12 protein-coding genes and 2 pseudogenes are annotated in these 12,878 nt (G+C 41.9%); 10 read left to right on the forward strand and 4 right to left on the reverse strand.

The genetic code is table 11. The annotated features are described in order from the left end of the window. Positions 1 to 667: 667 nt before the first annotated feature. Together F890_RS03430 and F890_RS03435 are read left to right on the forward strand one after the other, a co-directional pair. Positions 668 to 1,222 (forward strand): 1-acyl-sn-glycerol-3-phosphate acyltransferase, encoded by a 555-nt coding sequence (locus tag F890_RS03430; RefSeq protein ID WP_026056524.1) that lies wholly within the window; start codon positions 668 to 670, stop codon positions 1,220 to 1,222. Positions 1,223 to 1,470: 248 nt separating this feature from the next. Further along, complete coding sequence (locus tag F890_RS03435) at positions 1,471 to 2,220, forward strand: YebC/PmpR family DNA-binding transcriptional regulator (protein ID WP_005265733.1); 750 nt, start codon at positions 1,471 to 1,473, stop codon at positions 2,218 to 2,220. Between the two features lie 67 nt (positions 2,221 to 2,287). Here the strand turns inward: F890_RS03435 and F890_RS03440 are convergent, their stop codons facing one another. Further along, positions 2,288 to 2,758, reverse strand: coding sequence for an Lrp/AsnC family transcriptional regulator (locus tag F890_RS03440; RefSeq protein ID WP_004645518.1), 471 nt, complete (start codon positions 2,756 to 2,758; stop codon positions 2,288 to 2,290). A 380-nt stretch (positions 2,759 to 3,138) separates the two neighbouring features. Between F890_RS03440 and F890_RS03445 the strand changes: the two genes are divergently transcribed. Continuing rightward, positions 3,139 to 4,887 (forward strand): beta strand repeat-containing protein, encoded by a 1,749-nt coding sequence (locus tag F890_RS03445; protein WP_005265734.1) that lies wholly within the window; start codon positions 3,139 to 3,141, stop codon positions 4,885 to 4,887. 64 nt (positions 4,888 to 4,951) lie between these two features. Here the strand turns inward: F890_RS03445 and F890_RS03450 are convergent, their stop codons facing one another. Continuing rightward, positions 4,952 to 5,716 carry a glutathione S-transferase family protein gene (locus tag F890_RS03450; RefSeq protein WP_005265736.1) on the reverse strand — a complete coding sequence of 255 codons (765 nt, stop codon included), beginning with the start codon at positions 5,714 to 5,716 and terminating at the stop codon, positions 4,952 to 4,954. 294 nt (positions 5,717 to 6,010) lie between these two features. On the opposite strand from F890_RS03450, the gene ychF reads away from it, so the two are divergent. Both ychF and F890_RS03460 read left to right on the forward strand, forming a co-directional pair. After that, on the forward strand, positions 6,011 to 7,102 hold the full coding sequence (gene ychF / locus F890_RS03455; RefSeq protein WP_004645523.1) for a redox-regulated ATPase YchF: 1,092 nt from the start codon (positions 6,011 to 6,013) through the stop codon (positions 7,100 to 7,102). 212 nt (positions 7,103 to 7,314) lie between these two features. Continuing rightward, positions 7,315 to 7,488 (forward strand): annotated as a pseudogene (locus F890_RS03460) (superoxide dismutase); the annotation flags it as partial. A gap of 19 nt (positions 7,489 to 7,507) precedes the next feature. On the opposite strand, the gene F890_RS03465 reads toward F890_RS03460, so the two are convergent. Next, on the reverse strand, positions 7,508 to 8,371 hold the full coding sequence (locus F890_RS03465) for an IS982 family transposase (protein WP_004729973.1): 864 nt from the start codon (positions 8,369 to 8,371) through the stop codon (positions 7,508 to 7,510). Positions 8,372 to 8,464: 93 nt separating this feature from the next. Between F890_RS03465 and F890_RS03470 the strand changes: the two are divergent. After that, a pseudogene (locus F890_RS03470) lies at positions 8,465 to 8,917 on the forward strand (superoxide dismutase); the annotation flags it as partial. A gap of 190 nt (positions 8,918 to 9,107) precedes the next feature. Here the strand turns inward: F890_RS03470 and F890_RS03475 are convergent. Beyond that, complete coding sequence (locus F890_RS03475; RefSeq protein WP_005265740.1) at positions 9,108 to 9,605, reverse strand: hypothetical protein; 498 nt, start codon at positions 9,603 to 9,605, stop codon at positions 9,108 to 9,110. Positions 9,606 to 9,708: 103 nt separating this feature from the next. Here F890_RS03475 and F890_RS03480 point away from each other — a divergent pair, with 103 nt between their 5' ends. From F890_RS03480 to purT, 4 genes are all read left to right on the forward strand, one after another. Further along, the gene (locus F890_RS03480; protein WP_005265741.1) at positions 9,709 to 10,461 is read left to right on the forward strand and encodes an AzlC family ABC transporter permease; all 753 of its coding nucleotides are present in this window, start codon (positions 9,709 to 9,711) and stop codon (positions 10,459 to 10,461) included. Beyond that, positions 10,458 to 10,805 carry an L-valine transporter subunit YgaH gene (gene ygaH / locus F890_RS03485; protein WP_004278941.1) on the forward strand — a complete coding sequence of 116 codons (348 nt, stop codon included), beginning with the start codon at positions 10,458 to 10,460 and terminating at the stop codon, positions 10,803 to 10,805. The genes F890_RS03480 and ygaH overlap by 4 nt, the downstream gene beginning before the upstream one ends. 93 nt (positions 10,806 to 10,898) lie before the next feature. Then, on the forward strand, positions 10,899 to 11,543 hold the full coding sequence (locus F890_RS03490) for a hypothetical protein (RefSeq protein ID WP_005265742.1): 645 nt from the start codon (positions 10,899 to 10,901) through the stop codon (positions 11,541 to 11,543). A 115-nt stretch (positions 11,544 to 11,658) separates the two neighbouring features. Continuing rightward, positions 11,659 to 12,873, forward strand: coding sequence for a formate-dependent phosphoribosylglycinamide formyltransferase (gene purT, locus F890_RS03495; RefSeq protein WP_171057027.1), 1,215 nt, complete (start codon positions 11,659 to 11,661; stop codon positions 12,871 to 12,873). Positions 12,874 to 12,878 lie beyond the last annotated feature (5 nt).

Genomic DNA, 12,878 nt, shown 5'->3' on the forward strand with positions numbered 1-12,878 from the left:
AAATTCAGTTACTTAAGACTTCAGTATAGGAGGCATATAGAAAAATGAGATACATGCTGCATCATTTAAGATAAATGAGCCTGTATCTTGAATTTAATCCGGTTTACTAAGCGTAAAACTGATAGATTTAAGGTCTTAGTATATCTATAAGGTATCAAAATTCTTTATTGCTCAGACACGAATGTTAAATGAATAGCCGTGAGCTAAAGAAGATAGAATGACTAGAATTCAGACTTCATTTCTTCGTCTTTATGTAAATCTTGCTTAATTTCGATCAAAGACCATACAATTATAAGCGCAAAAATCAATAGGGAGACTACGAAGGCTGTCATGTACGTCATACTTTTCAATCTCAGAGTAGAAAGAATAAGAAAATAGAAAAGACCTGTATCAGTCTTCTTCTTCGACAAAAGTCTAATAACTAAAATGTGCTCTGGATAGTCATTTTTTCATCATTTTAAGACTTTTTTTGTATCTAATGATATTTTTAAGATCTTAATATTGTTTTATTTATATATATTAACTCTTAATCTTGCAGCTTAAAAAGATGAATAAATCATAGATTTTTACATTATTCGCTGATTTTATTGGAAAGCCTATTGACTGTATGGGCGAACAAGATGAAATTATGCAGTTCTCTACATACAGCTTTTACTTCTCCGTACTTATGCTAAATAAATTCCTTGGCGAATCTGCATTTAAACTTGCAGGTTGGCAATATCATGTCGAACCAGATGTGCTTGAAGATAAACAGGTTATTATTGGATTTGAACATACCTCAATGATGGATGCGGTACTGTCAATTGCTCTGTTCCAGATTTACGACCTCAAGGTTCATACCTTAATCAAAAAAGAATTATTTAAAGGACCTTTCAAACCGCTATTAAACGCTGTTGGTGGTATTCCGGTTGACCGCAAGGCCAGTAAAGATATCGTGACCCAGATGGTGGAACATTTTCAGAACAATGAAAAGTTCAATCTGGTCATTGCTCCCGAAGCGACACGAGCCAAACAGGGTGAGGCACGCAAACCGATCCGTACCGGTTTCTGGCATATTGCCAAGGCTGCCAATGTACCGATCGTGTTGTTATACGCCAATTCCAGAACCAAGCAAGGTGGCATTCTTGGCAAGATCTATCCGACAGACCTTGCGCATGACCTGGCTTTGATCAAACAACTGTATAAAGATAAGGTTGGTCTGGATATCGTTATTCCAGAATAAGCTTTTAAAAAAGAAAAGCACGGACATAATCAGCGATTCGGCTGTTTATGTCCAAGTCATTTGTCCATATCAATGTATCAATAGAATTATAAATCCCTGTATCCTCTTTCTATTTTTCCTCGATATTGCACTTTTTTTGTTTTTATCCTGAAATCTCAAATCCAGGCACTTTTTTTTAAAAAAACGCTTATGGTAGAATTTCGGCATTCTGATAGGCATACAGCCAATCTACAAGGAGCATAGTTCGCATGGCGGGTCATTCCAAGTGGGCCAATATTAAGCATCGCAAAGCAAAACAAGATGCGAGTCGTGGTAAAGTTTTTACCAAATACATTCGTGAATTAACCACTGCTGCAAAGCTTGGTGGTCCAGATACTGCAAGCAACCCTCGTCTACGTGCTGTGGTTGAAAAAGCATTATCAGTGAATATGACACGTGACGTGATCAACCGTGCCATTCAACGTGGTGCTGGTGGCGAAGATAACGACGACCTGAAAGAAGTGACCTACGAAGGTTATGGTGTAGGTGGTGTTGCGGTTATTGTTGAAACCATGACTGACAACTTGAACCGTACTGTGCCTGACGTACGTCATTGCTTCTCTAAAACTGATGGTAACCTAGGCACTAACGGTTCGGTGGCATTCCTGTTCACGAAACGTGGCGAGATTACTTTTGAAGATGTTTCTTTGGAAGATCAAATCATGGAAGTGGCATTAGAAGCAGGTGCGGAAGACATCGAAGTCACTGAAGATGAAATCCTGGTGATTACTACACCTGAAGCTTTCGGTGATGTTCAAGATGCTTTAACTGCTGCAGGTTTAAAATCTGACAATGCTGAAGTGGTGATGAGTCCTTCAACCAAAGCAGAAATCACCGACATCGATCAAGCAAAAAAAATCATGAGAATGATTGATATGCTTGAAGATCTGGATGATGTACAAAACGTGTATACCAACGTTGAATTCTCAGATGCCGTTTTAGCAGAACTCGATGCTTAAATATTTTGATTCAAAAAACGCACCTTAGGGTGCGTTTTTTATGGCTGTCTCTCACCCTCGCCTTTGATTAAACTTTATTGAGTAATCCGCTACAGTTAAAGACATTATATTCTTTAATGACAAAGCTGGAATGCAGTGCAACCACATGCTCAATTTTTCCAATCCGCTTGAGCAGGATTTCACTATAATTTTCCATATCCCGCGCCACGACTTCGACAATAAAGTCCGCAGACTGACCGGTGACCAAAAAGGCATTAATCACTTCGGGAATACTTTCCAGTTCTTCCAGAAATTTAGCAAAAGTATCACTATCATGTTTGCTTAAGGATACCTGCAACAGCACATGCAGACTGAAACCTAATTTTTGGTAATTGATTTCACGTTTTAAGCCACTGATAATATTATGATCGATTAAGTGTTTGATCCTGCGATGCACCGAACTCACAGATAAATTCACCCGCTCGGACAGTTCATTCAGATTGACATCTTCATGGGTCAATATTTCTAGAATATGTTTATCGAAACGATCCAGTTCCATTTTTATACTCTTATATCAATAATCAATAGATGCAGAAAATTTTGCGCCATCTCTGTTATACAATATTTATTTATTTTTCACAAAATTTTCATATTCTGAAATTTTTTTCCAAATTCAATCTCATTTTATAAATACGGTTTTCAGGATGGTTTCAATGACCGTTAATCGCATTAATTCAAAATATGACCAATGGTATTTTTAATTAAATCTTTATTTTTAAATTATTTAAATTTGGTAAACATGGCAACAGATAGGCTATTCCTCTCAGTCCCCACACGACTTAACCGTCCATCTTTTACAAGTGTATAGAAATAGATTAAAACAAAGGCGCTTTAAAAACAAAAATAGCGCATTTCAAAAATATTACACAAGGAACGGTTATGGCTTCTAAACTTTTAAGCTTGATAAAAACAAAAGTGAGTCCTGTTTTAACCGTCGAAACCCAAACGAAGAGCTTACTGGGCGGCTTATTCGGTGGAACGACATCAGGTACCCTCACCAATCTTATTGGCAATCTCACCGGATCCAATACTCAACCTTCGGTCAGCTCATTATTAAATAATCTCCTTTCTGGAAGCAGCCTGAGTACGACAAATCTCAGCAATTTATTAACTCAGTTGTCTGGTTCGAATGTCTCAAGTCTAAATATTCAAAGCCTGATCAGTAGCTTAACCCAATCCAATGGCGGTAGCTTTAATATTACCCAGGTCACCAACTTATTAAAGAGCTTAATGGGGAGCAATAGCAGCAGCCTGGATCTTGAGACTATTTCTAAATTGGTGGGCGGCTTATTGGGCAGCAGCACTGGCAATATTGATATTGGTAAAATTTCTCAACTGGTCGGTGGTCTGATCGGCGGTTCAAGTAATATTGATATTGGTGCGATTGCAGGGCTGGTCAGCAACCTGATTGGTGGCAATGGTGAAATTGATATTGCGCAAATCGCTCAACTGGTTAGTGGCCTGATCGGCGGTTCAAGCAATATTGATATCGGTGCAATCGCGGGTCTAGTCGGCAACCTGATTGGCGGCAATGGCGATATCGATATCGCACAAATCACTCAGCTGGTTGGTGGCCTGATTGGTGGGTCTAGTGGATTAGATGGCGTAGATATCGGTGCGATTGCAGGGCTGGTCGGTAACCTGATTGGCGGCAATGGTGAGATTGATATCGCACAAATCGCTCAGCTTGTTGGTGGCCTGATCAGTGGGTCAAGTAATATTGATATTGGTGCCATTGCGGGTCTGGTCGACAACTTGATTGGCGGCAATGGCGAGATTGATATCGCACAAATCGCTCAACTGGTGGGTGGCCTGATCGGCGGTTCTGGCGGTTTAGGCGGCGTAGATATCGGTGCCATCGCGGGTCTGGTCAGCAACCTGATTGGCAGTAATGGTGAGATTGATATCGCACAACTTGCTGAATTGGTCGGTGGTCTGATCGGCAGTTCTGGCGGATTGGGCGGCATAGATATTGGTGCGATTGCGGGTCTGGTCGGCAATCTGATTGGCGGGAATGGCGAGATTGATATCGCACAAATTGCTGAATTGGTCGGTGGCCTGATTGGTGGTTCTGGCGGATTGGGCGGTGTAGACATTGGTGCGATCGCTGGTTTGGTCGGCAATCTGATTGGTGGTAATGCAGGCAATGAGTTTGATCTTGGTGCTATTACCGATTTAATTAGCGGCTTTGTAGGCGGAAATGCAACGGGTGGTTTTGATGTCGGTGACTTCACTGACTTACTGAGCGGTCTGATTGCGAATGGTTCAAATGGCATAGACTTGGGTGGGTTATTGGGTAATCTGAATCTCGGTAGCGATCTGGATCTGGGTGATATGATCGAAGGTATTTCCTCTGCTTCAAACGGCTTTGACTTAGGCAGTATTGTCGAAGGTGTTGGTCAGTTGGTTGGTAGTGGCTCTTCGATTGAACTACCTGACCTCGGTGATCTTATCCAAGGGGTGGGCGCGACTGATTCCAATATTGATCTGTCTGCTCTCCTGCCTGGCATCAAAGATACGATTCAGAATATTGGCAGTGGCGGTTCTTCATCCGGATTTGATTTTGGTTCACTCCTCAATAATTTTACTAAAAATATTGATATCGACCAGACTAATCCTTGGGGTTAATCATAATCTCATCAAAAAAACGCGCTTCATGCGCGTTTTTTAATTTTGAAAGTAGCATTTAAACTTATATACCACGCCAGTCTACCCGTGCATTGCGTTCGGTTCGGTAAATACGACAAATATATTCACCCAGTGGTAGCTCATTCAAATACTGCTGATAGTCACGATATTCTTCGGACAAGGTTTCAAAATTTTCTTTTTCCCACGGCGTACCTGGAATCGCCAAAAGCGGTGCCAACATGGAACAGACTGCAATATCCGCCAGACCTAAACGATTTCCGACAAAATAATGCCCACCTTGGCTGACCAGCATCTGATTGAGCTGCTGTACCGCAACATCAATATGCTGTTTGGATTCCGCCACAGTTTCTTCATTCAATGCATAACCCTTGGCCACCATCGCTTTCAATAAAGGTTTAGAAAATTTTTCAAACTGGCGCAGATAGCCCTGCTCACCAATTAAAATATCCAGAGATTCATGATCAGAAGTCAGTGCTTGAGACAGCATCCAGCGACGGACATGACGACCCAATTCCAGGGTAATTTCATTAATCGCTAAAGCTTTATTTCGAAAATATCCTTCTGCGTGCAGTAAACGATGTTCTGGATAAGTATCATCCAGATACAGAGCAATCTGGGTGGAATCTGCGATCCATCCATCCTGATCACGCAAAATAGGCAGACGATTCTGACCTGTTTTCAGGCGGGCAAAAGCGCGGTGTACCCCGGGTATCAGATTGTGAGCAACATAGTACAGCTCTTTATGGTCCAGCATCCAACGTGCTTTTTCGCAAAAGTGAGATAAAGGAAACTGGTATAAAGTTCGCATGTATGCTCCATGTTTATCGTTATTGGATCAGGGCGTGTAGGCCGCCGTTTTATTCAGATACTTTAGTCACTCACTTTTAGAAAAACAATGTGATTTTTATTCAAAAGTAAAATACTGGCTGATTATTCCTCTATGGTTGGTGGACTCACGATACATCCCGGAAAGCTCAGCGAGTCATTTTAAGTCGCCAGAAGCATTTGATTGCAATAAACCACAAGCACATGACCTGACTTTAGTCATGCTTTCATGTAAAATCGGGGGCAATTTTTATATAACGCTTTTGTGAGTTATTTCATGGGTTTTAATTGCGGTATTGTCGGCTTGCCGAACGTTGGTAAATCTACACTTTTCAATGCCTTAACCAAAGCTGCTATTGCTGCAGAAAACTTCCCTTTCTGTACGATCGAACCAAACACCGGGATTGTACCTGTTCCTGATCCACGTTTAGACAAATTGACTGCAATTGTTAAACCGCAACGTGTTATTCCGACTTCTATGGAATTTGTAGACATCGCAGGCCTGGTAGCGGGTGCTTCTAAGGGTGAAGGCTTGGGTAACCAGTTCCTGGCCAACATTCGTGAAACTGATGCAATTGCTCACGTTGTGCGTTGTTTTGAAGATGAAAACGTCATTCATGTGAATGGTCGTATTGATCCACTAGATGACATCGCTACGATTAATACCGAACTTGCACTTGCAGACTTGGATGCTGTAGCCAAAGCGATTACGCGTTTGACAAAATCTGCCAAGGGTGGCGACAAAGAAGCGCTTGCCACTAAAGCTGTTCTGGAAAAAATCCAGCCTTTACTGGATGAAGGTAAACCGGCTCGCGCAGCGGACCTAGATGATGACGAACGCAAGCTGGTACGTGGCTTTGGTTTAATGACGCTTAAACCAACGATGTATATTGCCAACGTTGCTGAAGACGGTTTTGAAAACAACCCGCATTTAGATGCAGTCAGAAAATTAGCCGCTGAAGAAAATGCGATTGTGGTTCCACTTTGCAACCAGATTGAAGCTGAAATTTCATTGCTTGAAGATGAAGACCGTGCTGAATTCCTTGAAGCAATGGGCATGGAAGAACCGGGTTTAAATGTGGTCATTCGTGCAGGTTATTCATTACTGGGCCTACAAACTTACTTCACCGCGGGCGTGCAAGAAGTTCGTGCCTGGACCGTAAAAGTTGGCGCAACTGCACCACAGGCAGCAGGCGTGATTCATACCGACTTTGAAAAAGGCTTTATCCGTGCAGAATGTATCGCTTATGATGATTTCGTGCAGTACAACGGCGAAGCCGGTGCGAAAGAAGCAGGTAAATGGCGTCTAGAAGGTAAAACTTACATCGTTCAGGATGGCGATGTTTTACACTTCCGTTTTAACGTTTAAGTCGTTGCTGTTTGAAAAAGCCCCCTTCTTGGGGGCTTTTTTTATTACTTTTAAAAAGAGGATTCATACGTATAACAACCTTTCTGAAAGCGCATAAGATCAACACATATTAAAAATAATGATAACTATTCTCATATATAAATATTAAATTAGGGCGTATCTTAAATCTAATGAAAAATAACCTAACTTCATTCTCTCAAGGAATCCTGCCAATGAGCTACACCTTGCCTGCACTACCTTATGCTTATGATGCGCTAGAGCCTCATATCGATAGCAAGACTATGGAAATTCATCATAGCAAGCATCATCAAACCTATATCAATAATATCAATGCAGGAATAGCGGGCACAGAATGGGAAGATTTATCGGTCGAAGCCTTAATTAACCTGAGTTCGATGAAATATTTTAGCTTTTTAGCAAGTTTTGGAAAGTTGGCTTATTTGGATTTAAGCAATAAGCCACTATAGCAGCCATAATATTCACCATAAAGTTATTCACCGAACGATGACGTGAATGGTCAATTTGATGTAAGTTTTTTAACTGATCATTCACTGTTTCGATCAATCCTCTTCTGCAAAGCAATTGTTTTTCTTCTTCAGTTTGGATGGGTTTATTTTTCATATTCTTGCGTGACGGGGTTAATAGTCTGAGCCCCCTTGCTGCTAAAGCTTCAGTTTTTGCTTTACTCAGATAGCCTTTATCGCCCAGTAAAATACCTTTTAACTCTTGGGTTAAAGATTCAAGTACAGCAACATCATGAACACTTCCCGATGTAATCTTGAGATTAATAATTTCACCCAAGTTGTTGATAACAATATGGACTTTAAATCCATAAAACCAACCTGTGCTACTTTTACCACGACCAGCTAAGCCTTTAAATACACGATGTCTTTTAATTCTAAGATTATGGCAAACGACCAATTTAGTCGAATCAATAATACAAATTCCGGTATCTTCTCCTTTAACTTGATGGAAGAAACTACTCAAAGCTTGCAAACAACGCGGCATAATTTCAATAAAACGATTGTAACTAAGAAGCTTGGGAAAAGCTGATTTCCAAAATGGGATGATCATATGACAATAAAAATATTTGAAAAATCTAAACCCGGATTTATGAAATAAAATGACAATGGTCATGACTTCAGACAAGCTTAAAGCTGACTTTTTCATTGTTGTTTTTTGATCAGAAATTAGAGCTTTCTCTAAAGATTCATTAAACTTTTTGCAGAAATCATCCAAGATACAAAATAATTCGGTAATATAGTCCATGAAAAAGCCTTGCTCTGAAATGTTTTGTCTTCGTAACCAAGATATTACAGATGCTAAGGCTTTTTTTTATTTATTTTTTATGTCGAACTCAGGTTAATTAGCAAATTCAATGAAGTGCCCGAGCAACTCAGACAGAACGTGATCAACAATGCTGGTGCACATGCCAATCATTCCCTGTTCTGGACAGTGATGAGTCCAGACTGCGGTGGTCATCCCGAAGCTGAAATTGCCAAGGCAATCGAACATGAATTAGGAGGATTCGAGGCATTTAAAGAAGCGTTTACCCAAGCAGCGCTTAGCCGTTTTGGTAGTGGGTGGGCCTGGTTAAGTATGGCGCCAGATCAAACGCTTATTGTGGAAAGCAGTGCCAATCAGGATTCTCCGCTGATGCATGGCAATATTCCCCTTTTAGGTCTGGATGTCTGGGAACATGCTTATTATTTACAATATCAAAACCGTCGTCCGGAATACATCTCGGCTTTTTTCAATGTTGTGAACTGGAAAGAAGTAAATCGTCGTTATTTGGAAGCATTAAACACGCTTTAAATCTTTGAGGAGATCGACCATGTCTACACGTACAATGATTCAACGCATGATTGGCAGCACACTCCTGATCTGCGGTGTAATGGTACTTTTATTAGAACATATGTGGATGCCCTATTTTTAAAGCTTATTTTGCTAAAAAAGCCAGTCATTCAGACTGGCTTTTTATAAGTACATTTAAATGGGCAAAGGTTTATTGCATATTGGCAATTGCAGTACCTTTTTGCTTAGGATCGGTATTTCCGAGTGCAGGATGGGCAATGGCATTCTGACATTGCAGTTTATCCCGCTCATAATCCGCCTGTTTTTGTTGCAGGCTGTTGCCATTTCCCATGGTCGTCCGCGCCCAGATTTCCAGACTGGTCAAGGCTTTACGACACAGGGCATATTTGCCTTCGGTTACCGAATCAGTCATTTTGACATTAATACGCCAGTCTGTACTCAATTTACGTGCTGGTTGACGTACCTGTGTTTCCAGCTGATCCACTTCTTTATTATAGACCAGAGGATCCACTTCATTGATCAGTTGCCATGCGGCATTGGCATAAGTCGTCGCATCATTAGTCAGTTTAGGTGCCGGTTTAATTTCTGGCTTATCAGTCGATTGACTGTCATTCCCACACGCTTGTAACAATATTGCCGTGCTTATTAAAGCAGCAATCAGCATCGCACGTGTCTTGAACATCCACATATCAGGCTCGCCAATTTAAACATTTCGGCACTATGCTATTAAATTCACGTAGAATACACAATCTTCATTTGACCCATCGTTCAACTCTCCTTCAAGGTGTGTCGTGTCTGAACCGAATCAACTCGCTACGCAACCTGCTGGCTTCTGGCAAGGTGCAAAAGATAGCCAAGCGATTATCTTCACTTATTTACCAGTGTCGTTTGCTTTTGGTGTGTCAGCTACTCAGTTTGGCTTTACCGCTTGGGAAGCACTGTTCCTGTCCTGTTCGATGTATGCAGGTGCCAGCCAGTTCCTGGTAGTTGCGCTCTTAGGCAGTGGTACATCTATCTGGATGACAGCATTGACCGTGATTGCCTTGGACATTCGTCATCTGCTCTATGGCCCTGCGTTACAAAATCTGATTCAAGACCGGCTGAATTTAAAGAAAACGGCAATCTGGTCTTGGGGTCTGACCGATGAAGTCTTTGCCTCCGGCATGATCAAGCTCTCGCAACGGCGACAGGAATGGTCAGAATCCTGGATGCTCGGTTTAAGCCTGTTTAGCTGGATGTCCTGGGCACTCGGATCTTTCCTCGGTGGCTTATTTGCCGATCAGGTCAGCAACCTGCCGCAATTCTTGCAGGCTGCACTAGACTTCCTGTTACCTGCGCTGTTCCTGAGTTTCTTGTTGGCAGCCTTTGAGAAAAAACACACTTTTGTTGTAGCCGTCACGATTCTGGTTTCTGCGATTGCCTGTTATTTTATCGACTTGTCTGCCGCGATCTTTATCGGTATCAGTTCCGGTATTTTTGCCGGCCTGTTCAAACACTATATTTTGAAGCAGCCAGATCCTGAGCACGCAGGAGATCAAACATGAATCTAGAGATTATTCTGGTCGGGATTTTAGTCGGAATTGCCAATTTCGCCTCGCGCTTTGGTCCTTTTTTTGTCATTCAAAAATTTCAGCAAGGTTCGCAAAAACGCGGAGCATTGTGGCTAAAAATTGCCTTGGGTTCAATTGGCATTGCTGCGATCAGCTCCATGTTGGTAGTTGCTACCCTGCCACCTTTATTAGAAACGCCGAATAAAAGTTTTGCGATGCTGGTTGGCTTTATTGTGCTCACGGTTTTGTACTTTAAGTTTAAACGTATTGTGATGGCGACACTGACCGCAGCGCTCACCTATGGCCTGGTTTACACCTATGTTCCAGTACCCTTTTAAGCTTTAACTCGTTGATCAATCGAAACAAAGACTTATGCTAAACTCATAGTATAGGTCTTTTTTATATAACGATAAAAACAAGGAAGGATGCGCATGTTTGAGGTCAAACAGGTGATTGAAGGCAAAATCTTTATTCATCATCGGCGCGATGAAATGTTAACCGTATTCCATCGACATGAAGTGCCGGCACAATATTTTGAATGTTTTATCAATGCTCAAAATTTTACCGGACATTTTGTCGAAATACATGCTCAACCAGCAGATCAAGTTCGGGTGGTTTATATTAAAAAGAATAGCACCCATCAAATTATTGCTATGCTTAATCAGAGCCAATACGTGCTGCATCTTCATCCTTTGACATTGATTTTGGGTAAATGGAGCTTCAGACATCGTGTCCTGCCGAATACTCTAAAAATTTTTGCTGGTTTATTTGCGCTCCTTTTTATTCTTTTTTCAGCTACCGCCTTTTCAGCAGATCAGTTCCAGCTCACCGCCATCTTGCGAGACTGCATTCAATTCACAGTTTTTGGGCTACTGTTATTTTTGCTGTGCTTGGTACTGCCTTTTGTATTGCCCTATGCGTATTTCCTGCATGTTCGTACATTACGTCTGTTAAAAATGCTAAATATCAATACTGAACAAGTTGCACAAATAGAAAAGCTCAAGTCTCAAAGCGAGATTTATCTTCTGCAAACGCAGTCTGACAGCGATGTGAAAATGACAGCGCCTCCTTATTAAAATCCAGAAAAACTTTATAAATAAAACTGTTGGTCAATATCACAATTTTGTATGAATCTTGGCTTAACTGTCGGCTCAGTTCTGCTATGCTAAAAGTCCATAAAATCAAGCATGGATGATCCACATGAGCGTGACTATTGGTACTCCCCTTCAATCTTCTGCCTATAAAGTTCTATTATTGGGTTCTGGTGAACTGGGCAAGGAAGTGGTGATTTCACTACAACGCCTTGGAGTCGAAGTTCATGCTGCTGACCGTTATGATCATGCCCCTGCCATGCAGGTTGCGCATTATTCCTATACCTTGAATATGGCAGATGCTGTAGAACTCAAACAACTCATCAATCAAATCCAGCCACATTTAATTGTTCCTGAAATTGAAGCGATTGCGACCGAAGTTCTGCTTGAAATAGAAGCCCAGAACATTGCTACAGTCATTCCTTCTGCTAAAGCCGTCAATCTGACCATGAACCGTGAAGGTATTCGTCGTCTGGCTGCGGAAGAACTCGGTCTGCCAACTTCAGCTTACCGTTTTGCCGACAGTTTAGAATCCTTCCGCGCGGCCTGTGACGATGTCGGCTATCCAAACTTTGTGAAACCGGTGATGTCATCTTCAGGCAAAGGTCAGTCTCGTGTTACCCGTTTTGATGAAGTCGATGCTGCCTGGGAATATGCGCAAACCGGTGGCCGGGTCAATCAGGGTACTGTGATTGTAGAATCACAAATTGACTTTGATTTTGAAATTACCTTATTGACTGTTCGTGCAAAAAATCCAGAAACCGGCGAAATCGAAACGTCTTATTGCGACCCGATCGGACATCGTCAGGACTCAGGTGATTATGTGGAAAGCTGGCAGCCTCAACCGATGACTCCAGCCGCGCTGGAAGAATCCAAGCGCATTGCCAACAAGGTCACTACAGCACTTGGTGGCTGCGGAATCTTTGGAGTGGAACTCTTTGTAAAAGGCGACAAAGTATGGTTTAGTGAGGTTTCCCCACGTCCACACGATACTGGACTGGTGACTTTAGCCTCCCAATTTCAAAGTGAATTTGAGCTGCATGCACGTGCTATTTTAGGCTTGCCGGTGAATACTGCACGACATAGTGTGGCTGCCAGTGCGGTAATTTATGCTGGAGTAGATGGCCGTAATCTTTCATTTTCTGGCCTGAATCTTGCTTTAGCAGACGGCAATACCGATTTGCGCCTGTTTGGCAAACCAGAAGGTTTTAAACGTCGTCGTATGGGCGTTGCCACGGCACGTGCAGAAACTATTGAACAGGCACGTGAACTGGCCCTCCAGGTCGCCAACCAAGTTAGCGTCAACCAAAACTAAGCTGA

The sequence above is a fragment of the Acinetobacter sp. CIP 64.7 genome (assembly GCF_000369745.1).
GTDB lineage: Bacteria > Pseudomonadota > Gammaproteobacteria > Pseudomonadales > Moraxellaceae > Acinetobacter > Acinetobacter fasciculus.